Annotated in this window: 18 protein-coding genes; 7 read left to right on the forward strand and 11 right to left on the reverse strand. The window is 47.0% G+C overall.

Annotation, left to right across the window (positions count from 1 at the left end; translation table 11 throughout):
- Window positions 1–3 precede the first annotated feature (3 nt).
- From ABH09_RS05165 to ABH09_RS05175, 3 genes are all read left to right on the forward strand, one after another.
- Window positions 4–543 carry a DUF1850 domain-containing protein gene (locus ABH09_RS05165; protein WP_230978082.1) on the forward strand — a complete coding sequence of 180 codons (540 nt, stop codon included), beginning with the start codon at window positions 4–6 and terminating at the stop codon, window positions 541–543.
- Window positions 544–821: 278 nt separating this feature from the next.
- A complete protein-coding gene (locus ABH09_RS05170) occupies window positions 822–1,598 on the forward strand; it encodes an exodeoxyribonuclease III (protein WP_162663305.1) in 777 nt (258 codons plus the stop codon).
- Window positions 1,599–1,682: 84 nt separating this feature from the next.
- Window positions 1,683–2,228, forward strand: coding sequence for a hypothetical protein (locus ABH09_RS05175; RefSeq protein ID WP_253715472.1), 546 nt, complete (start codon window positions 1,683–1,685; stop codon window positions 2,226–2,228).
- Here ABH09_RS05175 and ABH09_RS05180 read toward each other — a convergent pair.
- From ABH09_RS05180 to ABH09_RS05225, 10 genes are all read right to left on the reverse strand, one after another.
- Complete coding sequence (locus tag ABH09_RS05180) at window positions 2,209–2,619, reverse strand: YbaN family protein (RefSeq protein ID WP_162663309.1); 411 nt, start codon at window positions 2,617–2,619, stop codon at window positions 2,209–2,211. The genes ABH09_RS05175 and ABH09_RS05180 overlap by 20 nt on opposite strands.
- A gap of 9 nt (window positions 2,620–2,628) precedes the next feature.
- Window positions 2,629–3,360, reverse strand: coding sequence for an LPS export ABC transporter ATP-binding protein (gene lptB / locus ABH09_RS05185; protein WP_203232462.1), 732 nt, complete (start codon window positions 3,358–3,360; stop codon window positions 2,629–2,631).
- 176 nt (window positions 3,361–3,536) lie between these two features.
- A complete protein-coding gene (locus tag ABH09_RS05190) occupies window positions 3,537–4,283 on the reverse strand; it encodes an LptA/OstA family protein (protein WP_253715473.1) in 747 nt (248 codons plus the stop codon).
- Between the two features lie 9 nt (window positions 4,284–4,292).
- Entirely contained in the window at window positions 4,293–6,911 is a 2,619-nt protein-coding gene (locus tag ABH09_RS05195; protein ID WP_253715474.1) for a heavy metal translocating P-type ATPase, read from the reverse strand.
- A 198-nt stretch (window positions 6,912–7,109) separates the two neighbouring features.
- Window positions 7,110–10,139: a putative selenate reductase subunit YgfK gene (gene ygfK, locus ABH09_RS05200; RefSeq protein ID WP_253715475.1), complete on the reverse strand. Its 3,030-nt coding sequence runs from the start codon at window positions 10,137–10,139 to the stop codon at window positions 7,110–7,112.
- A 281-nt stretch (window positions 10,140–10,420) separates the two neighbouring features.
- Window positions 10,421–11,746 carry a putative aminohydrolase SsnA gene (gene ssnA / locus ABH09_RS05205; protein ID WP_253715476.1) on the reverse strand — a complete coding sequence of 442 codons (1,326 nt, stop codon included), beginning with the start codon at window positions 11,744–11,746 and terminating at the stop codon, window positions 10,421–10,423.
- A 647-nt stretch (window positions 11,747–12,393) separates the two neighbouring features.
- Window positions 12,394–13,128, reverse strand: a complete 735-nt coding sequence (locus tag ABH09_RS05210; protein ID WP_253715477.1) for an alpha/beta hydrolase-fold protein — start codon at window positions 13,126–13,128, stop codon at window positions 12,394–12,396.
- Window positions 13,091–14,032 (reverse strand): ABC transporter substrate-binding protein, encoded by a 942-nt coding sequence (locus tag ABH09_RS05215; RefSeq protein WP_253715478.1) that lies wholly within the window; start codon window positions 14,030–14,032, stop codon window positions 13,091–13,093. Before ABH09_RS05215 ends, ABH09_RS05210 begins: the two co-directional genes overlap by 38 nt.
- A 105-nt stretch (window positions 14,033–14,137) precedes the next feature.
- The gene (locus tag ABH09_RS05220) at window positions 14,138–14,902 is read right to left on the reverse strand and encodes an ABC transporter ATP-binding protein (RefSeq protein ID WP_006189453.1); all 765 of its coding nucleotides are present in this window, start codon (window positions 14,900–14,902) and stop codon (window positions 14,138–14,140) included.
- A 1-nt stretch (window position 14,903) separates the two neighbouring features.
- On the reverse strand, window positions 14,904–15,947 hold the full coding sequence (locus ABH09_RS05225) for a FecCD family ABC transporter permease (protein ID WP_162663319.1): 1,044 nt from the start codon (window positions 15,945–15,947) through the stop codon (window positions 14,904–14,906).
- A 288-nt stretch (window positions 15,948–16,235) separates the two neighbouring features.
- On the opposite strand from ABH09_RS05225, the gene ABH09_RS05230 reads away from it, so the two are divergent.
- The 3 genes from ABH09_RS05230 (at window position 16,236) to ABH09_RS05240 (ending at window position 19,783) form a co-directional block, all read left to right on the forward strand.
- Window positions 16,236–17,462 carry an SPFH domain-containing protein gene (locus tag ABH09_RS05230; protein ID WP_253715479.1) on the forward strand — a complete coding sequence of 409 codons (1,227 nt, stop codon included), beginning with the start codon at window positions 16,236–16,238 and terminating at the stop codon, window positions 17,460–17,462.
- Between the two features lie 276 nt (window positions 17,463–17,738).
- Entirely contained in the window at window positions 17,739–18,887 is a 1,149-nt protein-coding gene (locus ABH09_RS05235) for a TFIIB-type zinc ribbon-containing protein (protein WP_253715480.1), read from the forward strand.
- Window positions 18,881–19,783, forward strand: coding sequence for a TPM domain-containing protein (locus ABH09_RS05240; RefSeq protein WP_253715481.1), 903 nt, complete (start codon window positions 18,881–18,883; stop codon window positions 19,781–19,783). The genes ABH09_RS05235 and ABH09_RS05240 overlap by 7 nt, the downstream gene beginning before the upstream one ends.
- 271 nt (window positions 19,784–20,054) lie before the next feature.
- On the opposite strand, the gene ABH09_RS05245 is transcribed toward ABH09_RS05240, so the two are convergent.
- Window positions 20,055–20,204 carry a hypothetical protein gene (locus ABH09_RS05245; RefSeq protein ID WP_253715482.1) on the reverse strand — a complete coding sequence of 50 codons (150 nt, stop codon included), beginning with the start codon at window positions 20,202–20,204 and terminating at the stop codon, window positions 20,055–20,057.
- A 61-nt stretch (window positions 20,205–20,265) separates the two neighbouring features.
- Here ABH09_RS05245 and ABH09_RS05250 point away from each other — a divergent pair, with 61 nt between their 5' ends.
- Window positions 20,266–25,881: an alpha-2-macroglobulin family protein gene (locus ABH09_RS05250; RefSeq protein WP_253715483.1), complete on the forward strand. Its 5,616-nt coding sequence runs from the start codon at window positions 20,266–20,268 to the stop codon at window positions 25,879–25,881.
- The last annotated feature ends 897 nt before the right edge of the window (window positions 25,882–26,778 follow it).

Here is a 26,778-nt window from a genome sequence, read left to right on the forward strand (position 1 = left end):
TGGATGGAACGGCTTTTTGTTGTATTGCGGCTCATGCCTATGCGAACATCCTTGCATAAAGCGTGTCCGTTTATTTTTTTCGTATTGCTGCTGACAAGCTGTTCCTCCAGTGAGTCTGTCGAAATTTCAAATCAGGTAACGAAAGAACGATATTGTATACAGACAGTGCAGATAGGCGATGTTCTTTCGTTTGAGTGGGAACATTCGTTTGAACATATCTTATGGAAAGAGTTTTATCGGGTAACCGATGAACATACGTTTAAACTTTTTACCATTGCCGTTCAAGGTTTCGGTGCCGGTATTCCGGCGGAGATGGACTGTACTTACCGATATGAGGACGGGTTTATCTATATGGAACATATAGAAGGCAGCGTGTTCAAAGAGTTTAATTGGATCCATTCGCAAAAGCATCTCAAAAATATCACGATAAATGATACCGTGCTCATACGGGGAGAAGAACTTCCCCAGCGGGCAAAAATACGGCTAAGCTTACAGAGACTTAGAAAGCCTTCCTATAACCAAAATAACAAAACGATTCTGTAATTTTGCAGGCTTTTTTGTTTTTAGATAGCTAAAATGAGGAGCGATGCCGTTGGAAATAACAAACAGCTTTGACTTATAGTCATGTGCCGTAAGTTGGTTTGCAATATTGCGCATAAAGGACGGTATCTTAAGCGGCGGAACCACGAATTTGTCAATAGCCTCTTTCCCCGTACTTATAATTTTTACTTCGTATCCGATATTTCGGAGTTTTTATTGTGTGAAATTCCGATGGAGAATACCTCATTGCATATTTTACGATTTTATGGCATATACCGATTATGACTTCAATTATTTCGTGGAACGTAAACGGCATCCGCGCCGCCCAAAAAAAAGGTTTTTTGGAATGGCTTTATATCGAAAACCCTGATGTACTGTGTTTACAGGAAACAAAGGCTCGGAAAGAGCAGCTGACTTCAGAATTGATCAACCCTGTTTGGAAAGAAGGCGTCTATAAAACATATTGGCAGGCGGCAAAAAAGCCCGGCTATTCGGGAACCGCCGTCTTCTGCAAAAAGGAACCGCTCAATATCCGCACGATGAACATTCCCGCCTTTGACGATGAGGGACGAGTGCTGGTAGCCGATTTTAAGACGGTATCGGTTATTTCCGCCTATTTTCCCAATTCCCAAGAAGGAGGAGCTCGGCTCGGCTATAAGCTCGATTTTTGCGCTGCGATGCTTGAGTTTTGTAATGCACTGCAAAAAGAAGGTAGGCATATCGTACTCTGCGGGGACTATAATATTGCGCATAATCCCATAGATCTTGCCAATCCAAAGGCAAACGAGCAAAACCCCGGCTATCTACCCGAAGAGCGGGCATGGATGGATACCTTTACGCAGGCGGGATACACCGACACCTTCCGGCATTTTTGTGCGGAACCTCATCAATATACCTGGTGGAGCTACCGTTTCCATGCCCGCGAGAAAAATATCGGGTGGAGAATAGACTATCACTGTGTAGACAACGCCTTTTTACCGAATATTTGCGAATCATCAATTAAAGCCGATGTATTGGGTTCCGACCATTGCCCCATCAAGTTGGTCTATAAGGAATAATGCGGCAGGCTATGTTTGCGGTATCGTGTACAATGCTTGTAACCGTACCTTGACATTTTTTATGTCATTATTATGATACAACACATGAAAATTTTATTAACTTTTTTTTATTTGAGTGCCACTGCTCTTGTATTCAGCGCTGAAAGTGCTGTGTTATATCGTCAAATAGTCAATGTTAAGGCTCTTTCCAATGGGGCAGAAAAAACGGTATACAGTACTATAGACAAAGAATCAGTTGAAAACAAAGTAATGTTGATCGTAACGGCACTTCCATCGGGAGATATTGAAATACGGTCGGATAAATTCAAACTGGGAAGGATGCCCTTCTCTTCATCTTTTCAATTTATTATTCCTCAAGAGGAAATAATACAAAATACAGTCGGCGGATATATTATTGACGGTCTTACCGGAATCTATAAGGTCGCGATGTCAAAGCCGCAGGCTGTATTGACGGGTACGCTCAGCCCTTTTACCTGTGACCTTACCTTAGCAGTAGACGGTATGGGGAAGAAACTTACCATGCAGCTTTATTCCGTAAAAGTTCAAGCGTCTAATTCTAATAATGAAGAAACCGAACTTCCAGTGAATGAGGGGGAAGACTCGTCCGGTTCTACCGATCAGAATCAATAACAATCGCTTCCTGCACCTTTTCTTTTGTCGGGTCGGGGGCGGTTTTTATCTTAAAGATAAATACATAATATTTTATGCATATCAGCAATATGATGATAATACGGGCATAGATATTCTTTGAAAAATAAAACCCGGCAATCAACATTGAAGAAGCGAACCCTAAAATAACTATTTTACTTTTGAGCGTCATTGTACGGGTTTCATTAAACTTTTTAACATGCTTTTGATACAGCTTCGTAGAAAGAAGCCATCTATGCATACGATCCGAACCTTTTGCAAAACAAAACAATGCGGCAAGCACGAAAGGGGTGGTTGGCAAAATAGGCAAAGCCACACCAAGTACGCCAAGCCCTAAAAAAAGGCATCCTGCTACAAGCCAAATATATTTCATAATATTTCCCTACATTCTAAATTCTTCACCGAGATAAACCTTCCGCGCAATCTCGGAGTCCAATATCTTCTGACGCGGCCCTTGTTCCACGATTTCACCTTTATTGATGATATAGGCACGATCGGTAATTTCCAAGGTATCGCGGACATTGTGATCGGTAATAAGCACTCCGATATTTTGGCGGGCAAGCAATCGGATAATCAGCTTGATATCGTGTACGGCGATCGGATCAATACCGGCAAAGGGTTCGTCGAGTAATAAAAACTTAGGTTCGATAGCCAGTGCCCGTGCAATTTCAGTACGTCTGCGCTCTCCGCCCGACAAAGTATAGGCAGGTTGTTTTCGATTGGCGGTTATACCGAATTCTTCCAGTAGCGCATCCAGTTTTGCCTTTCGTTCTGCACGGCTTAAGTCTTTTCGTGTTTCCAAAATAGCATCGATATTTTGCTCGACGGAGAGTTTACGGAATACGGAAGCCTCCTGCGGCAAATAGGATATACCGATGCGAGCGCGCTTATACATCGGAAGATCGGTTATACGGTGATCGTCAAGGTAGATACTACCGGAGTTTGGCGTATAGAAGCCGACAATCATGTAAAAGCTCGTCGTTTTCCCCGCACCGTTTGGTCCGAGCAGTCCGACGACTTCTCCCTGTGCCATAGAAAAACTGACATCACGGACAGCTTGTTTTTTATGGAACGATTTATTCAAGCCTTCCACACGTAATATGCTTTTAGACATATAAGCATCTATAGAATACCGAGAGGCATACAAGAAATCGCTTCGCGCCGGCTCATCATTACTCTCGGCATCTTGAAACGGTTCGGCGTTAAGCAATGCCATTTCCGTATTTTGTTCGGAATGCTCAATATCATGCTGCAGCACATCTTCTTGGAGCAAATCGTTAAGGTCGCCACTCATGGTGTTTTTGTTTCTTCCTTTGACGAAATCGCTCCCTTTGGGGGAGTTTCCGTTTTTGTTGTTTCTTCTTCTTTTTCTTCGGTAACCGAGCCGCTCACCTTTCCTTCAAGTTTAATATCCTCGGTATCAAGATTGACTGAAATTCGAGCAGCCTTAAATTCATCTTTTCCTTTCTTAACCGTAGGCTTCCCCGTTAATTCAAGCATAGAAGTATTCCGGTTATACACGGCAAAAAGCGAATCACAAGCAATACCCTTGCTCTTTAATTTTACAGCCATTTGCAAAAGAATAATTTCATTCTTTTGATTATACTCAATACGTTCGGCGGATGTTTCCACCTTATTTTTGGTATCCTCAACCTTCGCTTGCCCCATGAACTCAGCAACTTCCGTTTCGCGGTCATAAGATAACGAGGCAGCGGAAAACGTAAATCCTTTTTCGGCATCCTCACCCGTTACATTCCCGCTCGCTTTAATATATCGGTAATCTTTACCATACAATTCGATACGTTCCCCATAAATATTGAGGGAATCAACGCTTACCTTTGCGTTACCGGTTAGTGAGGTCGAAGTTTGTCCCTTTCCACCAGAGCCTTGCAGCTTATCGGCAGAAAAAGTAATTTTTACCGGTGCCGCCGGTACAAGCGGAGCAAGCACGAGAAAAGAGACAAGAATGCAAAGCGAATGCCGAAATCTACACATAATGAATAGATGAGAGAGGATATACGCCGTAGGTAATCTCATCCGATTTCTTTAGTGTGAGCCGGTTACCGAATAGCCTGCATCGGTTACGGCAGCTTTGAGCGCATCGATTGTTACGGAATCGGGATAGGTAACGGAGGCGGTTTTTGCACCCAAATCGACTTTTGCCGATACCCCTTCGATAGCGTTCAACGCTTTTTCAACCCGAGCGGAACAATGCCCGCAGGACATTCCTTCAACAGTCAACGTGATATTTTTCATATCAATATTCTCCTTATGCGTTATATTTTCCGGTTTTGTATCATCATGCTTTTTATCGGTAGGAACAGCCGAACAGTATTGCATATTATGAACATCCTGTGCAATGCGTTTCGGGCGGAATCTATTCAATCGTAATGCATTGGTAACAACCGTCACCGAACTGAAGCTCATTGCAGCGGCGGCAAACATAGGATTGAGCCTAAGCCCGAATACGGTATAAAAGAGACCTGCCGCAAGCGGAATACACAGCGAATTGTAAAAGAGCGCCCAGAACAGGTTTTGTTTAATGGTACGCATCACAGCCTTACTAAGCTGAATTGCAGTAACCGCCGTTTCGAGGCTGTTGTTCATTAGTACGATATCGGCGCTTTCAATAGCGATATCCGTGCCGCCGCCGATCGCAATACCGACATCCGCAGCAGTCAGTGCGGGAGCATCGTTAATACCGTCGCCGATAAAAGCCGGTGAAAACCCTTTCGAGCGATAGTATTCGACTTTTGCTTTTTTGTCCTGCGGCAACAATTCCGCTACGACATCTCCGATACCGACAATTTTTTGGATAGCCTCTGCCGTCCGTTGATTATCTCCGGTAAGCATAACCGTATGGATGCCCATTTCATGGAAATCGCGAATGGCTCGAATGCTGCCTTCCTTTACCGGATCGGCGACGGCAATAAGCCCGACACATTCATCCCCTATTATAACCAACAACGGAGAAGCGCCTTTTTCGGCAGCTTCCGCAAGCCGCGTATGGATCGCTTCCGATATGGGAATAGCCAATTCCTTGCAGAGTTTCGTATTTCCGGCGCCGATTCTTACATTTTCGATTAACGAGATTCCGTTAAGCTCATCGACTGTAGCCGTTCCGCAGATTCCCTTTCCATGTATCGCCATAAAATCACTCACTTTAAACGGCGATAGTTTTTTTTCTTCTGCTGCCCGGATGATTGCATGGGCAAGCGGGTGTTCGGATAAATGTTCAAGGCTGTAGGCAACCCACAGGATATCATTGTCGGTGTAGCGTTCGGAAAATACTTCAATGCGCTGCAACGTCGGTTTTCCTTCCGTAATAGTCCCTGTCTTATCGAGCAAAACAGCGGTAATGCGGTGAGCGAGTTCGAGTCCTTCCGCGGAACGGATAAGGATACCAAGCTGAGCACCCTTGCCGGTACCGGCCATAATCGCAGTCGGCGTCGCAAGTCCGAGCGCACAGGGACAGGAAATAACCAACACGGAAATAGCGGTCGAAAGTGCAAACTCAAAAGTCGCCCCTGCGATAAGCCAAGAGATAAAGGCAACAAGCGAGATCAGCATGACAATCGGCACAAAATAGCCGCTGATAACGTCAGCTAGTTTTGCAACCGGAGCCTTTGATGAGGACGCTTCTTCGACAAGCGCAATAATCCGCGCCAATGTCGTGTCATTCCCTACTTTGTCTGCCCGGAAAGTAAAGCTGCCCGATAAATTATGCGAGGCGCTAATCACCGAATCTCCAACAGTCTTTTCGACCGGGATGCTTTCTCCGGTAATGGCCGATTCGTCAAGCGATGTGCTTCCTTCTATTATGGTACCGTCAACGGGTAAGGTTTGCCCCGGGCGGATAACGATGGCATCGCCAATCACAATATTTTCGACGGGAATTTCAATTTCCGTACCATTCCGTAATACATGAGCTGTCTGCGGTCGGAGCTGTATCAATTTTTGTAATGCCTCTGAAGTCTTCTTTTTTGCCCGTGCCTCCAAAAATTTTCCCAAGGAAATCAGCGTTAAAATCATTGCTGAAGATTCAAAATAGAGATCCTTCATATAGAGCTGCACGACATCTAATTGACCGTGCCCTAGGCCGTATCCGATCCGGTACAGCGCAAAAACTCCGTAGATCACTGCGGCGCCGGAACCGACAGCGATAAGACTGTTCATATTCGGTGCGCGGTGATATAAGCTCGTAAGTCCGTTAGTGAAAAAACGGCGGTTCAGTATGAGAACCGGCAGCGTGAGCAGAAATTGCGTAAAGACAAAGATGAGAGCATTCTCGGTTCCTGCAAAAAAGGGGGGAAGCGGCAACTTGAGCATCCGTCCCATTGACACATACATCAACGGAATCAGAAAGAAAAGGGAGAAGATGAATTGTTTTTTTTCAGCATCGGCGATTTCAGAATCAGTCTTTTGAACAGACGGTCGCACCGGATTTTCTTCAGACAGCGGAAATGCTCCGTAACCGATTTTTTCTATCGTTTGTATGATGGTATCGGTATTAAGGGTATCGGGATTATAGGTGACGGTCATCCGATTTGTTAAGAGATTGACCTGCACCGTCTCTACACCGGCAAGACGACTTACCGCCTTTTCTACATTTGCGGAGCAGGCGGCACAGCTCATACCGGTAACGGTAAAATAGCGCGTTTGCATATCGTTAGTATAGTAGAATACGGGGCTAAAGGCAAGCAAAACGCATTGTTAAGGAATGTGAGAAAAGGTACAGTCACTGTTTTGCCGAAGACGAGGCAACCGCATCTTCCGATACGGTTGCCTTTTAATTTTTTTCACCTCGTTATCAGCTGTGCTGATGAAGTATTTCTAAAAACTAATCACGTTTTTGAAAATACTCTACAGTAAATACGCATACTGCGTCTTTACCGCATTGATAATCTGCAAGAGCTCTTTGGGAAGAGCGGTTTCCGTTGCAAGTGTGATGTCGCGGACTTCTCCGGAAAGCCGCACTCTGCATCGGCTGCGCGCATCATCAAGATAGAGGAAGCCTTCATTTGTGCTGTCGAGGAAATCTTTTTCCGAGTGGAACAGCGTGAATTTATCCTTGTACGGAGCGCTCTCGTAGGGGCAGAATGTCGCGCAGTTGCCGCACTCGTTACACATACCGTCCACGTGAACAATCTGCTTCATACGCATACCGGGTACGGTGAGCGCAAGGTTCGCGCGGTTCGGGCATACATCGACGCAGGATTCGCAGACAGTCGAGCATTCCAAACAGCGGATGCTTTCTTTTGCAACGCCGTCGGAGGCGGCAAGGTTCATCGGCATTAAAATTGCCCGCTTTGAGTACGCCGATGCGGTAACAGGGTTGTAGTTCAGCGTTGTAAACTGAGCCGTCCACGCCTGTGCCTTTACCGACTCGATAATCGCCTTTGCCGCTTTGGTTGCATTGGCAATAGCTTGTACAACCGTGGCAGGCCCCGCGGCGCAATCCCCGATGACATATACATTTTTCACATTCGTTTCAAACGTAGCCGGATTGTATTGCGCTCTTCCTTTTCCGTCCAGCGCAATGCCGGATTCCGCAAAGAGATCGGTGTCGATTTTTTCACCGATAGATGCGATTACGGTGTCGGCGGGGATGTCTATAAACTCACCCGACGGTACCGGTTTTTGCCGGCCGTCTGCGCCCCGTTCACCGAGCTTCATCTTTTCGCAACGCAAAATTCCGTTTTCGTACGAAACAGGCGCAAGCAGTTCTTTAAATTCAACTCCGTCTTCCAAGGCGAGTTCCAGTTCTTCCGCATCGGCGGGCATAAACTGCTTGGTTCTGCGGTATACGATAAAGGAATGTTCGACCCCCTTCGTACGCTTTGCAACGCGGGCGGCATCCATCGCGGTGTTTCCCGCACCGAGGATCACGACATTTTTCCCCAGCTTGAGCGTTTCGGGCGCTTGCTTCGCCTGTTCAAGGAATTCGATAACATTTGCCGCCGTGCCTTTTTCTAACAGTAGCGCACTCTGCTTCCACGCGCCGATAGCAAACACAACATGGGTAAAGCCCTGTTTTTTGAGCGCTTCAACGGAACGCTGTTCGCTGTTATACACGAAGGAGGCGCCGAAGGAAGATGCCAGCTCAATATCCTGCCCGATCGACGCGGCAGGGATTCTGAACTCAGGGATGACGTACTGCACGATACCGCCGGCGCGCGCTTTCTTTTCAAACACGGTAACGTCCGCTCCGTCGCGGGTTAAGAAATAGGCGGCTGCAAGACCGGCAGGGCCGGCTCCGATAACGGCAACCTTCGCTCCGTTTTTCTGCGCCGGTTTTTGCGCCTTTATGTTTTGTTTCAAAGTTTCGATGGCATGGCGCGCCGCTTCGAGTTTAACGGCACGGATATGCACATGATCTTCATAGAAATTGCGCGTACAGCCGGTCATACAGCGGTGATTACAGATCGTACCGGTGATAAACGGCAGCGGGTTTTTATCGGTGATAACACGGAGCGCTTTTTCGTATTTTTGCTCGCCGGTCAGTCTGATATAGGCGGGGATATCCTGATTGATGGGACAGCCGGAAATACAGGGAGCGGCAAAGCAGTCGGCAAGCGGCACCTTTGCAGGAATCTTGAGGAATGCTTCGGGCTTAACCGATTTGCGATGACGCGGGTTTTCAACAACGGCATTTGAAAGGCGGCGCAGTTTTTCCACGTTGATGGAAAAATCCTTGTGAAACGGCTTGGCTGTCAACTCGCCGACCAGCTGCTGACAACGGGCATATCCACCCGGCTTCAAAATCGTTGTTGCAATCGTAATGGGGCAAATCCCCGTTTCATAAATATCGGCAATGTTAAAGTAATCCGCGCCGCCCGAATAAGAAATACGAAGCTTTCCGTTAAAGACTTCCGACAGTTTCAACGCAACGGCGATAGACAGCGGGAACAGCGACCGCCCCGACATATACATTTCCTGTCCGGGCAGCTCCCCGCGGGCAATATCTACGGGGAAGGTGTTGGTAATCTTAACCCCGAACATCAGTCCGCGCTTATCAGACTCTTGCAGCAAACGCTCAAGCATGGGTACCGCATCGCTGAACTGTAAATCATCTTTAAAGTGATGATCGTCAAACTGAACGTACTCATAGCCCATCTTGTTCATACGATCGCGGGCAAATTCATAGCCGAGCAGCGTGGGGTTACACTTGATATAGGTATGGAGGTGTTTTTCCGTGATGAGGTACATCGCGATGCGTTCGATTTCGGCAGGCGGACAGCCGTGCAAGGTGGAAAGCGTAATGGAGGTACACACCTGCGTCGGCAATCCGCGGAGGAAGGCTTCCGACACGGACGGGAACAAATCGGTATGGCTTAAAAGGTAGTCGGTACATTCCTTCCACACCGGCGTATTCGAGGCGTTCCGCATCCCTTCGATGAAGGCGTCAACTTTCGGGGTCTTAATCCCTTCAAGGTCGTAGCCGACGCTCATGTTAAAGATAAAACCGTCGGGGCTGCCGAGACCGTATTCCTGCGAAATCACTTTAAGCGCAAACCACGCCTTTATATACTCGTCAAAAGCCTGCGGTACGCGCAGCTCGGTAGACCATTCGACATTGTAACATTCGTCCGCCGCATTGATACACGGCTTTGCAACCGGCAGGTCTTCTCCGTCTAACTTTTGGACAGTCTTTAGCTCGAAGAACCGGCAGCCCGCAGCATACGCAGCAACGATATTTTGCGCCAACTGTGTGTGCGGCCCCGCAGCCGGCCCAAGCGGGTTTTCAAACCGCTGTTCGAACAGTTCCAAATAACGTTTGGAATCGGCGCGGTACAGTTTTTTAACGCCGAAAATCGTCCCCTCGGTTTGATACTCCGTTCTAATCCATTCCATCAAATTCTTGAATGGTATCGGGTTCATTCTATCACTCATACTCTATTTTCTCCCTTGTATCATCATAAATTCGATACAATTGCAGTGTGAATAACTGCTTCGTTTACCTCTAAAAACTTCAGTTTTTAGAGGTTTTCCTTAAGCTTATTTGCGATGTTTTAATTTAAGTTACTGTACTATAAGGACTTAAATTAAAACTCGCCGGGCATATCTAAAAATCTAACCGAGTTTTTAGATATGTCCAGGTATTCCTCAGATGCATACTCTTGTGAATACCGGTATTCATAATTCATAATTCATAATTAAGAATTATCATAGGTTTACAACCTCTTCCACAGGGCGGCGCTGACTTCCCGTGCTTTGGCAAAGACGGCTTCTTCGTCGGCGACGGTAATAACGCGATCCTTCATCAGCACCTTGCCTGCCGCGATAGTGGTTACCACGTTACGGCCATTCATACCGAACAGGATGTGACCGTTCGCGTTACCGGCATGGAGAGGTGTCAGCGGGTTATAGTCGGTAACGATTACGTCCGCATTCGCTCCCGCTTTCAAGACGCCGAGTTCACCGTCAAAATACCGCGCAGCAATCTTTGCATTATTGGTAAACAGCATTTCGGGGATTTCCGTCCACGCGGCCGTGGCATCGCAGGTGTTGTGCTTGTGTAGAATATTCGCAACCTTGTACGATTCAAGCATATCGCTCGTATATCCGTCCGTACCGAGTCCGATCAAAATGCCGCGCTTAAAGATTTCCAACACCGGCGGACAGCCGACTGCATTACCCATATTCGATTCGGGGTTATGCACAACCATCGTATCGGTTTCTTTCAATAAATCCATTTCCAAAGGATTGATGTGGATACAGTGCACGGCAAAGGTGTTTTTACCGAGGATATCAAAATCGTAGAGGCGCTGTACAACCCGCTTTCCGTGTTTCTGCACCGAATCGAACACATCGGACATACCCTCAGCAACATGGATGTGGTATCCTGCGCCTGCCGGAAGCTGAGAAGCGCAGTATTCGAGTGTTTTATCGGACAATGTAAATGCGGCATGAAGCCCCATCATCGCTGCTTGCTTGGGATTTTTCTTCTTTTGACAAGCGCGGATAAATTCGGCATTTTCGGCAACCGCCTTTTTCATCTCAGCCTCGCCGTTCCGGTCGGAAACTTCATAGCAAAGGTTCACCCGCAAACCGAGCTCTTCGGCGACATCCGCAAGGGTAAAAAGACTCCCCGTTGTTTCGCCGTAGCTTGCATGATGGTCAAAAACCGTCGTTACGCCGTTTTTAATACAGTCAATCAGCGTCGTGTAAGCGCTGTATTTTGTGTCCTCTAAAAGAAGGTTATTATCAAGATGCCACCACAGCCCTTCCAAGATATCCAAGAAATTCTGCGGATTGTAATTTTTTAACGCAATGCCGCGGGCAAAAGCGCTATAGATATGATGATGCGTATTGATAAAGGCAGGCATGATGCACCGCTTTTTTGCATCGATATATTCCGCTGCGGGGTACTTTGCCCGCAATTCGGCATCGGTACCGACCTCTTTGATTGAACTTCCCTCAATACAAACACAGCCGTTTTCGATAAAAGGCTTGTTCGGATCGCGGGTAATAAGCATACCGTTTCCAACTAATAACATAGAATGATCCCTCCACGCTTGGGTAAACGCATCAGATTTAGGTTTTAACAGCCCCGCAGAATAAGTGACTTCGTCCAACCAGAACTGCCAAGGATAGCATCGCTAAAAAATGTACATCCTTGTACATTTTTTAGCTTCGAGTTTTCCTAATGAAAAACTCGATACTGTTTGGAACCACTGACTTCCTGTCAGTACAGCGATGTTTTGTGCACGCACAAAACTCGCTGTCAATTCGCCCAAGGATGGGCGGGGGATAAGTCAGAAACAAGTTTTGTTCCAAAACTTGTCCTCAACCGATGTACATGGACGTACATCGGTTGAGAGGTACACGGATGTACAACAGTTGAAGATGGCGCAAATGGTTGTTCGTCCTCACTTATTCTGCGGGTTTTGATATTAGCAATCTGATGCGTTTACCATTCTTGTAACATAAAAATGTGCGAAATGTTATCGAAAATTTCGCACACAAGGAAGGCAACCGTTTGAAATAGTTCCGCTACGGTTGCCATGGATACGCAACACAAAGATATTTGCACTTTCTCCAGTATCCCATAGAATTAGATAAAACGCAAGAAAAAACTAAAAAAAATTTGGAAGGCCTAAAATTTTTTATGATTAACTGATTCTTTGCACGAATCATTATTGTTCTATAGCTGCCAGCATTCGGTAAGCCACTGCTGTACTGCCCTGAAGCGTTCAAACATTTTATCGTGATGCCCGAACGGATCGAACACAACGGTTGTATGTGCTATCTGCATTCTAAGCGCCTGATGTACTTCTGCTGCGTATTTCGGCGTATTCTCTAACCGGTTGCCGTGTTTTCCGCCCTCTCTCTTTCCGTTCAGCAAATAGACAGCGGCATTGCTATGCAAAACTTTGTGTTCACGGCAGTATTCCGGAAATCCGGGATACCAAAACGAACCGCAAAGGGAAAATATATACGGTATATCGGTATATTCGAATAAACTCCACACGGCAGCTAAGCCGCCGAGGGAATAGCCGCCATATGCAAGCCTCGAATCGTCAAGGGGATATTTAGTTTTCAGTTCGGGCAGTAGTGTCTTGAACAATAGATGATGATATTCCGCGCCCTTGCCGCCAAAAGGAGGACAATCGGTGCGGAATGACTCGGCAGCCCATGGTGTATAGTCGTCAAATCGGCTGCGTGCGTGCAGCCCGAACAAAAAAATACTCGGGGCCAGTGATTCCAGATATTCAATCTGTCCGTCGTTGACAAAAACCGCAGGATAACGGTGCTGCAGGTTATATTCTGCAGGTTCCGATACGGTAATGTCTATACCGGACAGACTGATATGGTTCGTTATATCGCGTTTCGTATTGAAGCTACTTCCGCAGGAAGGCATCAACAGCTTCCAAGGCATTCAGCACAGCCGGACCATAGTCCATCAGCTCATCATAGGAAATCGTCATAATTTTACGCTGAGCAATAGCGGGTACGTCAACTAGTACTACATTTGCCTGCAAGGACGAAACCGCATTTGCGTCTAATTTTTTATTCCGGTCGCTCGTTACATAGATGATCAGTTCAGGATTCATAGTTATCAGATTTTCTGTCGTAAGCCCTGACGTACCCGTTGCAATATTGGTATAACCGAGTACATTCAGAAGGCTTTCTTGCAATGCAGATTTATACGCCCCGAACGTTGTGCCATTATATGCACACATAATAAGCGCCTTCTTTAAAGAAGTCCCCTTTGTTGAAATATGTTGCAGCACAGCATTCAAACGCTGTTCGAGTTGCTTTGCATACGCTTCTGCCTTGTCCTGTACATTAAAAATAATGCCGAGATTTCTCACATCTTCGATAATATTTTGAAGGTCTTGCTTGATATTTAAAACCGAAGCTTTTTGTGCATATATCGGGATGCCGTTTTCATTCCAAAAGCTCACCGTACCCAAAGATTTTTCGGAAAACATCATGTTTCTACCGAGGACTGCATCCGGTTCATACGAAAATACCACTTCCCGGGAAACGGTTTTCTTATTCCCGATATGAGGGATAGAATCGATCGCTTTCTTATACTTACCGGTCACTGCATTATCCGGATCCAGCATACCGATAATACGATCCTGCAAGCCGAGTTCAATCAGCATTTCCGTCATTGAAAGATTATTGGTAATAACCTTTTTAGGCGCTTGCTTAAAGACCTGCGTTATTACTTTGCCGTCTTTGTCATAGGTGGTAACGCTGACCGGATATGCCGTTTCCGCACTCACTGCGGCAGCAAGAAAAAGAGCCAATGCAATACTAATACATTGCTTCATTTGAATAACCTCCTGAGAGTTGTGTGACTCTCTAAAAACTGAGATATAGATTTTTAGAGATGCCGATGTCTTTTCTATCTATCAAAGATAGCATAGCCAAAGATATTATAGCGGCCCCCTATAGTGAATCATCGCCTGCGAATCCTCTGTCCAGCTGATATTGCAGCGAACACCGTAGATCGTCAGCATGGATTCTTCGGTAATAGTTGTGCGAGGACTTCCTTCATATAAAATATCCCCGTCTTTCATCAAATACAAATAATCCGAATACCGGCATGCCAACTGTATATCGTGCAGCACAGCCAGTACGTTAATCCGTAAATCTTTTACAATCTGCAATATCTCAAGCTGATATTTTATATCCAAATGGTTGGTCGGTTCATCCAGCAATAAGAGAGAAGGTTGCTGAGCGATTGCACGGGCAAGCACAACCCGCTGTTTTTCTCCCCCTGATAGCGATTGATACGGCTGATCTTTTCGAGTCAACATCCCGACCTTTGCCAGTGCATCCTGTATAATGGTAAAATCCTCTTCCCGTTCGGTTTGCATAAAGCGGATATGAGGTGTCCGCCCCAGCATCACAATATCCTGTACCGAACAGTTGAAATTCAGCGTATTAAATTGTGCGACAACCGCCATTTCCTTTGCCGAATCCTTGAGGCGGACAGCACGGATGTCTTTTCCGTCAAGATACACGGCACCCGAGTCCGGTTTGATAATCCGGTAGATATTTTTTAAGAGCGTCGTCTTACCGCACCCGTTTGGGCCAAGTATCGTATAAAATTTATGCCCGTCCGCATGGAGCGATATACCTCGTAAAATTTCTTTATGAGCGATACTGCAGTGGACATCCTTGCACATCAAATCCATATTACTGCCCTGCTCCCCGTTGGTGCTTTGCAACAATAAAGATAAAAAACGGAGCTCCAACCAATGCAGTGAATATCCCGATCGGTAATTCCGCATTTTGAATCAATATTCGCGCACATACATCCGCCCAGATAATAAAAAGCGCACCCAAGAGTGCTGCGACGGGAAAGAGTCTACGATGGTTTGCTCCCACAAGTGCACGGGCAATATGCGGGGTAATCAGCCCAACAAACCCGATGATTCCACAGACAGACACCAATACACCGGTTATTACCGCAATGACTGCCATAAAAAGATACCGATAGAAGTAGAGCGAAATCCCCAACGTTATCGCGACTTCATCGCCCATCATCATTGCATTAAAAACGCGGTACTGTAAGAAGAAAAAAAAATACGAAAGGCTGACTACGAGCAGCGGTAACGGGAGTGATGACCATGAAGTACCGGCAAGAGAACCCATTGTCCAAAACTTAACCGTCATAATACTGTCAGAATTTGCCCCAATTGAAATGATAAAATTGGCAAACGCCGTAAACAGGGCATTTACCACGGTACCTGATAAGATGAGACTTGTCGTGGTCATCTTTCGCTGTGATGAAGCGATGATCAGCACCAATATGGTCGCGGCAATCGCGCCGAGAAAGGCTCCAAGCCCTACGGCAGAAATAAAGCCGAGAATGATACTGACAACAGCCCCAAATGTTGCACCGGCAGAAATACCCAAAATGTACGGCTCAGAAATCGGGTTGTTGACCGTTGTCTGCATAACGCATCCACAAACGGCAAGCCCTGTACCGGTAAAAAACCCGAGTAAAACCCGCGGTACACGCATATTCCATACAATCGCAATAGCAGCGTTTGAAATACCGGTCAGTAAATTGGGGACAACTGCTTTTCCCAGCATAATCCGGTATGTATTTGCCAATCCGATTTTAACAGGGCCGAGCGAAACAGCAATAAATATGGAAAAAATCGTTATCGCTATCAGGAATAAAAATAAAACAAGATGTTTTACTGTTTCAACAGAGAATTTTTTTTGCAGCATCAATGTATTCTTCTTGTTTACCTCGGTTTACAAGCTAGTGCTGTTATAGCATATTTTAATACATTCTGCAAGAAGTTTACCTCCCGGCATTCCATGAGACATCATTTGTCGCAAACGCGCCTCTCATCCCATGCTTTTATTATTGCTTATTTTTTGAGTAGCCTTTTTAAAAACTTGAGTTCCATGTTCTACTTACCGCCCCCTCTTTACCGATTCTTTCTTTCTATACTAATATAGATCTTATAAAATATTAGTATAGAGATCTTACAAACAGAGAGGAGTAATGCAATGGGATTGATAACAGCAGCGCTCAGCGCAGTAGGCGGCGGTTTAGCGGATCAGTGGCTTGAGGTTGTCGAAGCGGATGATATGGGTGAGGGCATCGTACTCGCAAAGGGTGTACCGGTGCGCACGGATAAGCGTAATAGGAATACCAAAGGCTCAAGCGATGTGATTTCTAATGGGTCGATTATCCATGTTAATCAAAATCAGTTTATGATGCTGGTAGACGGCGGAAAAATTATCGACTACACGGCGGAACCGGGATATTTCAAGGTTGATAACAGTTCGGCTCCCTCTCTTTTCAGTGGCGGCTTCGGCGATGCCTTAAAAGAAACATTCAGTCGTTTTAAATTCGGCGGAACAACACCGATGAAGCAGGAAGTTTTCTACATCAATTTGCAGGAAATCAAGGGGATTAAGTTCGGCACACCTAATCCGCTTCAGTATTTTGATAATTTCTATAATGCGGAGCTTTTTTTGCGGGCATTCGGAAACTACTCCATCAAGATAACCGATCCTATCAAATTCTTTAAAGAAGCCTGCCCCCGAAATGCAACGCACGTACATATCGATGAAATCAACGAGCAGTATTTAACCGAATTTTTAGAGGCATTGCAGGCGGCCATCAGCCAGATGTCGATGGAAGGCGAGCGGATTTCGTTTATTCCGTCAAAGGGAACACTCCTCAGTAAGCACATGTCACAGATTCTCGATGATTCGTGGAAAGATCTGCGCGGTATGGAGGTGCTGGCAGTCGGTATCGCAAGCATCACGTATGACGACAGCTCCAAAGAACTCATCAATATGAGAAACAAAGGTGCAATGCTCGGCGATCCTTCTATCCGTGAAGGTTATGTGCAGGGTTCTATTGCGCGGGGTATGGAAGCAGCAGGTTCCAATCAGGCAGGCGCCGGTATGGCATTTATGGGCATGGGGATGGGCATGAACGCAGGCGGAAACTTTATGGGACAGGCAAGCCAAACCAATATGCAGCAGATGCACATGCAGCAAGCAGCTCAACAACAGTCTGGGCAGCAAACCGCTGCGGCGGGACAAGCCGCTCAAGGAAAAGCGGCAGGCGAATGGTTCTGTACCGAATGCGGACACAAGAATACCGGTAAATTCTGTGCGGAATGCGGCACGCCGAAACCCGCAGGAAATAATTGCCCTTCATGCGGCGCAGAAGTCAAACCGGGAACAAAATTCTGTTTCGAGTGCGGTTCAAAACTCTAGCACGACCGCGAATCTTAGAATTAAGAGGATTTAAGGCAACTGCAACCCAAAATCCCAAGCAGGTGCTTTCCTTATTCTGCGAAATTTTAAAAAAATTTCGCTTTATGTTTCAGAAGAAGGGTAAACACACCAGATGGATAAATCAAATTCCTCAGAATAAGAGGTTGGGCAACCATTTGAGCCGCAAAGCGGCGAAACTCTGGTTGAACAGCCTCTTATTCTGAGGGCGTATTAATTTATAAAAATCTGGTGTGGTTACCCTGACAGAGGAATGATATGAGTGTGATGAACTACAAATGCCCCTCCTGCGGTGCTCCTATCGAGTTTAACCCGCGATTGGGCAAATTTAAATGCGGATACTGTTTTACCGAGCATACGGAAGAAGAACTGACTGCCTATCTCGAAAAACTGCAAGCTAAAACTACTGCAGCAGACGAAAGCGCCGGTGATGCTTCTGCCGGCCATAATGTCGCACCGGAATCCGGTACGGGAAATGACAGCGGAGGAACTCCTGATAAAGATACCGCTTCCGGCAACAGCAGCGGAAAAAGCAGACAGACCGTTAAGGTGTACCAATGCGCCAACTGCGGCGCGGAAGTTGTTGCGGGCGACACCTCAACGGCGGCTTTTTGCTACTACTGCCACAGCCCGGTGGTTATAACCGACCGGCTCAAGGGCGATTTTAAACCCGACCGCATTATCCCGTTTAAGATTGATAAAAAGACCGCTGTGCAGAAATTTCTGGAATGGGCGGGCAAAAAAAAATTTACACCCAAAGGCTTTACGAGCGAAATGCAGCAGGAAAAAATCACCGGCATTTACCTCCCCTACTGGCAGGCGGATATCGATGCAAAGGTTGACTACCATGCGGTCGGTGTGAACGTTACCCGCTGGTCAAGCGGAAACCGGGACTATGTAAAAACCGATAAATACAAAATCGACCGCACCGGTGATATTTCCGTAAACAATCTACAAAAACTCGCATTTTCCAAAATCGACGAATCGTTACTCAACAGCATTACTCCCTACGATGAAGCGGAGATGAAAAATTTTTCTGCAGGGTATTTAGCAGGATTCTTTGCCGAACAATACACCGAAGATAAAGAAGCAATAAAGCCCGCTTTAATGACACAGGCAAAACAAGCCACAGCGGCGCTGATAAAGGAATCTACTTCTTGTACTCATTTTGAATCGGAAAAAGATTCAACCGCGTATTCTGTCCGTGAGCAACGGTATGTGTTACTCCCTTCGTGGATTCTTACCTACGTCTATCACGGTAAGCCGTACGTTTTTGCTGTAAACGGACAAACCGGTACAACCTGCGGCGAACTGCCGCTGGATAAGGCAAAAGCAGCACTGACATCGGGGCTTCTCGGCATAGTATTCGGTGCGCTCATGTTCTTAGGAGGGATGTTTATATGGTAACAATGATAACGCCGGTATGTTCAAAAAAATATGCCTACAAAAAACGGCTCATTACGGCTCTTTTTTGCTGTTTTCTCCCCCTTATACTTCTTTATGCAGAGACGAGCACTTCGGACGAGGCTGATTGGAGCGAAACCGAATGGGATGCAGACGAACTTTTTATTCCGATAGAACAATTTGCCGGACGACCGGTCGTCGATATGGCGGGCATTCTGACTCTTAGCGAACAACAGGAAATAGCGTCACGCTTTACGGAATTTTCCGAAAGCCTCAAAACGGATGCGTCAGTGGTACTGGTTCCCGACACCGGTGATTTGACGGCGGAAGCTTATGCAGATGATTTCTTTGATTACGGCGGCTACGGCTACGGAGAAGACCGCGATGGAATCTTGCTGTTAATCGTAACAGGATACGGCGACGGCAGCGGAAGAAAAGCGCATATTTCAACCTCAGGTAAGCGTACGATCAATACCGTTACCGATTCCCGTATCGATGATCTGCTCGATGCGCTCATCGACGGAGGAGCAGCGGACGGAAATTATGCCGCCGGTATCAATGCGTATATCGATAAGCTGAACACCATAATCCAATCGCCGGAACAAGCAGCTGCTGCAAAGCTGAAAAGCAGCCTCTTATTTGCCCTCGGTACCGGTGTTTTCGTGTTTTTAATCAGCTTTTTGATTCTATTAAAACGCTATAAAATAGCCGGTGCAAAACCGTACTACGATCGGGCGAAACAAACACAGGTACGCTTTGCTTCTACGAACGACCCGCTTATCAGTACCAATACGATAAGTACCGTACGGCCTAAAAGCAATTCAAGCGGCAGTTCCGGAAGCTCCACTCATACATCTTCAAGCGGGCGCTCTCACGGCGGCGGTGGAAGATCGTTTTAAGTTTTAAGCGGGTACCTTTCGGGCATCCTGATTGCGTTCACCAAGGCTGGAAGTACGTCACAGCATTTTGAGCAGCTCAAAATAGAACTGCTCAAAAGCTTACTATAAAGTTTTATACCGACAAATACTGAAAAGATATAAGCGATCTACCATTTACCGGTCTAAAGCGGTTTTAATGTATACTCTACTTCAATAGTTTTCTTGCCGGACTTTTCAACTGCATCGGCAGCGTTTACCGTATAGTTACGGTACTGAATTATAAATCTATGAATTACTGAAGACTCTCAACTTCTTCTTTGGAGAGTTCGACAATTTTGCAAATATCACCAAGGGGGTAGCCCATAGTAAGCATCATTTTCGCTGTTTGAAGAGCTTTTTGGTGGGAACCTTCAACAAGTCCGAGGGATTTACCTTCCTGCATGCGAAATCCGTAATTGACCGCTGGATAGATTTGATTTATTATCTATTTCAGGGAGTGTACTATGAACCATACCGGTCTTTTTTCCTACATACTGACAAGAAACGTCAAAAACAAAAAAATGAGATGTATACCCATTGCTGCAGCGCTGTGTCTCGCTGCAATGTTTATATTCGCAGTTATGAGCCTTACCGGATGCGCCGATAAGCGGCAAACGGCGGCGGACAGCGGAACGGAGGAATTTGTTACGGCGATTTCTCCGACCAATATCGGACGGCTTGCTCCTATTGCCGTCAGCTTTGCCTGCGATATTATCTGCGAACCTGAACAGGCTTTGCAGTTTTCTCCCAAGCAATCGGGAACATGGGAACTTCAAGACAGCAAAACGGTTGTGTTTACGCCGTCCGTTCCTTATTCTTTCGGTCGTAAAATCATCTTATCTGCAGACTGCGCAAAGTTGTTCGGAAAAGATACGGCACAAGGAACATATCGCCATGTCTTTTTAGCCGATACCCCTTCCTACGAGGTCGCGCTGGATACATTAACTCTTGATCAGTATGAAGAGGCATATTCGCTCAGCGGCAGCATCACTACGGATATTCCCGTTACGGCGGACACCATCCGGCACTGCGTTTCGGCAAAAGCGGGAGGCTTTTTTAAAAGATCCTGCGCAATACAATGGGAACAAGGTTCGTCGGGAAAGGTATGGAAATTTTTTATCCAAAATATCAGTATTAAAAAACGGGCACGGAGCTTATCGGTTTCGTGGCAGGGGCGGAAGCTCGGTTTGTCGAAAAAACAGGATGCGGCATTTGCGGGCGAAAAATTATTTACTATTCCGCCGGAAAATGAATTTTCGATTATCGATATCAATACTTCAAAAAAGAACACCATACTGGTAAGTTTTTCGCGAATGCTCGACACATCTCAAGATATACAGGATTTTATTTCGACTCACAATGAAGACGGTTCTCGGAGCGACGATGTTAACGTATCAGCCAGAGGTAACGTACTGACGATTTATGACGATTCAAATTGGCGGAATATCAGAACTATCCGTATTTCAAACGGGATCAAAAGCTCGAACGGCATCTACCTTGCCGCAGCGCGGACTATCACTCTTTCGGATAATTGGGAACTGCCGTCCGTGCGTTTTATGACCGACGGAACTATTTTACCGTCATCACAGGGGACGGTGCTACCGGTCGAGACACGGAACGTGAGCGGTCTTTTAATACAAGCTTTTGCTATTTACGATCATAACATCGTTCAATTCTTGCAGGTCAATGAATTGGACGGAACCGATGAACTGTACCGCGTGGGCGAGCCGGTGTGGACGCAAAATGTTTCATTCGATTGGGACGATTCGATGCAGAATAAATATATTCCGCGTGGAATCGATGTGTCGGCGCTCACTAAAAAATATCCTCATGGGATGTTTCAAATACGCATTTCATTCAGAAAAAAGAATATCAAATACCGTATTCCCACAGATGCCGATGAAGCGTTTGCTTCGCTGCCGCAGCCTCCCGATATAATCGAAGCTGATTTGCCGCCCGACGAAAAAAGTTGGTGGAATTACTGGGAAGATTTGGATTATGATGAACGGGATACCTATTGGTCAAATAAAAACAACCCCTATCATCCGGCCTTTTACATTCCGCGTTTTAATAGTAAGAATTTGATAAAGCGGAACATTCTTATCTCGGATGTCGGCATTATGGCGAAAAAGGCAACGAGCGGGAAACTGTACGTCAGTGTTGCCGACATCAAAACGGCGCAGCCTATCAGCGGAGCGGAAATTACCTGCTATTCGTATGTCGGCTCAAAAAATGCCGAACTTCGGTCGGATAAAAACGGCTCCGCAGTACTCGAAGACGCTTCCAAGGCAGTATTCATCGCGGCAAGCTACAAGGGACAGACTTCATATTTGAAAATTGGAGCCGGAACGGGATTGAGCGTCAGTCATTTTGAAACCGGCGGCGAAAAAACCGTAGGCGGCGTAAAGGGATTCATTTACGGAGAGCGCGGCGTATGGCGGCCGGGTGATCCGCTCTACCTGACCTTTGTGCTGCAGGATTTACAGAAAAGCCTCCCCGCGGATATTCCGGTCTCTTTTGAACTTTCCGACCCGCTCGGACGGGTAACAGAGTCGCGCCTCCTAACCCATTCGGTAAACGGCTTTTATCCGGTGGAAACAAAAACCGCCGCCGGAGCGGTAACCGGTCTCTGGCAAGCAAAGGTAAAAATCGGCGGACAGGAATGGACTCGGCCGCTCCGCATTGAAACGGTCGTCCCGAACCGCCTATCGGTTAAACTGGAACCTGAGAAAAAAATGCTTACTAGCGGTACGAACAACTTTACGCTTTCGGGGGCATGGCTGCACGGTGCACCGGCCCCCAATTACAACGCAGACGTTGCCGTGTTCTTTACCTCTGCGCCGGATAATTTCGGTTATTCCGATTTCAGCTTTACCAATCCGTCGGTAGAAATGGAACTAGGCCGCTCAACCATTTGGGAAGGAACACTGAATAGCGCCTCAAAGGCAACATTCAGCGAACATTTCACCATCGGCGCAGATGATCCCGTACCGGGAAAACTACAGGCGCATTTTGTCAGCCGCATCTTTGAACCGTCGGGAGCCTTTTCTACCGAACAAAGCGCTTTCCCGTATTCGCCGTACAGCCGCTATGTCGGTCTGCGGCTGCCGAAAGGAGATGCCGCCCGCGGAATGCTTTTAACCGATGTTCAACATACCGCCGATGTACTGCTGATAGACCAAGACGGTAAGCCGGTTCCTTCCGGCGAACTATCATATACGATTCATAAATTGGATTGGAAATGGTGGTGGGAAAAAGACGCCCTTACCGACGCAACGTATGTCTCCAGCAACTCGTCTTATGAAATTGTACGCGGCTCGGTACCCGTTACAAACGGAAAAGGGAGCTTTCAGTTTGAAATAAAATATCCTTCATGGGGACGTTATCTTGTTACGGTCTCCGATGGGCGGCGCGGACACAGTGCGGCAAAAATCGTGTATATCGACTGGCCGGGATGGGCCGGACGCGCTCAAGAAAGCGGTTCGGGCAGCGCGGCGATGGTTACGCTCATCACCGACAAACGGCAGTATAGCACGGGCGAAACCGCTTCTGTTTCGTTTGCCTCAAGCGCCGGAAACAGAGCCCTCGTTACGGTAGAAAAGAACGGCGAAATTCTCAAACAGGATTGGCTTGAAACCGCTAAAGATACCACGGTGTATAAACTGAAATTGACGGAGGCAATGGCGCCGAATGTGTACGTGCATATCACGGTATTGCAGCAACACTTGCAAACGGCGAACAGTTTGCCGATCCGCCTTTACGGTATCGTACCGGTGATGGTCGATAATCCCGCCACGAAACTCAATCCGGTGATTACCGCTCCGGCCGTCTATGCGCCCAACGAAAAAGCGGTTATCTCCGTATCCGAACAAAACGGAAAACCGATGACATTCACGCTGGCTGTTGTCGATGAAGGGCTTTTAGGATTAACGAACTATCACGGGCCGGAACTGAGACGCGAATTCTATAAGAAAGAAGCGTCACAGCTTTCGAGCTGGGATTTATATCAGTATGTTATGAACGCCTATAGCGGAAAGCTTGAAACACTGCTCGCAATCGGCGGTTCCGAAGACCTTGCCGATAACCGCGAACGGGGCAACAATCGGTTCAAACCGGTGGTACAATACCTCGGCCCCTTTACGATCGCCGCCGGTGAAAAGAAGCAGCTTTCGTTCGATATGCCTGAATATGTCGGAGCTGTGCGGGCGATTGCGGTTGCGGGCTTTAACGGCGCTTACGGTATTGCGGAAAAGACCGTTCCCGTAAAGGCCGACCTTATGATACAGGCCGCGCTCCCCCGCACACTCGGTGCCAACGAGCGTATCGATGTACCCGTTACGGTATTCAACGGGACGGACTCTGCACAAAATGCAAAAATCACCTTGAATACAAAAGGCGCCATTCCGTCCTTTAACGCTGAAAAAACCGTAAAGGTTCCCGCTTCTTCGGATACGACCGTTACGTTCACGGTAAAGACGGAAGCGGCCGGTACAGCCGACTTCACCGCCGCCGTAAAAACGGACAAAGGTTTTGCGCAGTCGGTAACGCCGGTAGAGGTACAGGCACGGGGTATTCCCGTTACCTACCGTACACCGTTTACGCTGAAACCTTCGGAGAAAACGATTGTGAGCGTGCAAAGTCCGGGAGAAGTCAGTTCGACAACACTTTCGATGGAGCTTTCTTCCATACCGGCGCTCAATTTAGCAAGCAGACTCGACTACCTGATTCGGTATCCGCACGGATGTATCGAACAAATTACCTCCGGCGGCTTCCCGCAACTGTATCTCGCAGACTTTGCACAGCTGTCGCCGCAGGAAAAGACGCGCATTCAAAAGCATATCCAATCGGTTATCGAACGGTATCCTCAGTATCAAACCGCATCGGGAGCCTTCGCATACTGGCCGGGCAACAGCGCGCCGTCCGCATGGGGTTCGAGCTATGCGCTCCACTTCTTAACGGAGGCAGAGAAGCAGGGCTATGCGGTACCCGATTCGATTAAAAAACCGCTGACCTCTTGGCTCGCCTCTTCCGCGGCGGAATGGGAATCCTATAGTGAAGATTCGGCTGAAATACAGGCATACCGGCTCTTTTCGCTTGCGCTTGCAGGCAGCCCGAATATCGGCGCAATGAACCGGCTGAAAAATGAACGACTTGATGCTTCCGCTGCACTGCTGCTGGCTGCTGCATACTCGCTTACGGGCAGAGATGACACGGCGGAGGATGTGTTTGCAGATGCATTGGGCGCATTGACTAAACAGGAGACATCCTACCGGTATACCGGCGGCTCTTTCGGTTCGTCCACCCGCATACAGGCACTCTATTTGATGGTATGTACGCTGCTGAAGGATGATGTAAAGGCAGCGAAAGCAGCCCGCGAGGTTGCATCCGTACTTTCCTCCGATGATTGGTGCAGCACGCAAGAGACCGCATGGCTCCTATTCTCGCTTTTACCCTATTACAAAAACCGCGATGCAGCCTCGTGCAGCTATACCGTTACGGCGAACGGCGCGGCGCGACAGGGACAGCTTAAAAACGCCTCTATTATCGAAACCTTGCCTGCGGGAACGGCGGACAAACAGACCATCGAAGTAACGAACACCGGAAAAGCGATCCTCTACGGCATTTTAACCGCAGAAGGCATGTCCGTACCGGGAACGGAACAGCGGCAGAATGAAAATATCGACCTTGATGTTTCGTACTTCAATTCCGACGGATACATGATTTCTCCTACCAATTTGAAGGTAGGGGATTCATTCGTCATAAAAATTCTTGTCGCGAACCAAACATCGAAGAAGATCGAAAATATCGCGCTGACGTTCCCGATTCCAACCTGCTGGGAAATCAGTAACGACCGGATAGCCTTGGACAGCAGCGACGGTTCGGATTCTTTCGCCTATCAGGACATCAGAGACGACGTCGTGTATACCTACTTTGATTTAGCGCGTAGGGATTCGGTAACCTACAAGTTCTATGCAACGGTTGCCTATAAAGGAGAATACTTTATACCGGCTATCCATGCGCAAGCAATGTACGATAATAAGATTAGGGCGGTGGTGCCGGGTCTCAAAGTGTCCTTTTGAAATATACGACGCATCTACTGCGTCGTACGGCAAAAAAGTGTCCTCAACGTATCAAAGATACGCCTGCGGTACTTTTTTGCCTAACTCCTTGTATCTGCACCGTCTATTTCAAAAGGCTTACGGAAAAGTTTGTTTCAAATGCTGCAGGGTATGCAGAAACGCTGGAGATACGGCGCATCTACTGCGTTGCATCATTAAAAGTGTACATCCCTGTACACTTTTAATGGCGAATTTCGGCAAAGCCGAAATATCGCTTCTGTTTAAACCAGCGGCATCCGTGCCGCTTCTGAAAATCCTCAACGTATCAATTCCGCCAAGGACGGCGGTGGCTCTAGTCAGTAGTGTGTTTGCCCTGCAAACACGCAGGTAAAAAATATACAAGGATGTATATTTTTTACCGTGCCTGCGGTACTTTTTTGCCTAACTCCTCGTATCTGCACCGTCTATTTCAAAAGGCTTACGTGTTCGCGCCTTGTAATTGCAGAACGGACAAGGATGTCCGTGGATTGAGCAGAAGCAAGTTTTTCAGTAGAAAAACTTGTCGTTGAGCAGTTGTACACGGATGTATAACTGCTCAACAGGCTATTTTCAAAAGCGCTGCAGATACGGCGCATCTACTGCGTTGCATCATTAAAAGTGTACATCCCTGTACACTTTTAATGGCGAATTTCGGCTTTGCCGAAATATCGCTACTGTTTAAACCAGTGGCATCCGTGCCAATGTTTAAGCGGCAATGCCGCTTAAACTTGCAAGTTTTACTCTTGGCAAAACGTTGCTGCCGAAAATCCTCAACGTATCAGAACGCCCAAGGACGGGCGTGGTTCCCAGCAATAGCGATATTTTGGCTTTGCCAAAATTCCCGTTCAAAAATTGACAAGGAGGTCAATTTTTGAACTT

The organism is Treponema sp. OMZ 803, assembly GCF_024181165.1.
In the GTDB taxonomy this organism is placed as follows: Bacteria; Spirochaetota; Spirochaetia; order Treponematales; family Treponemataceae; genus Treponema.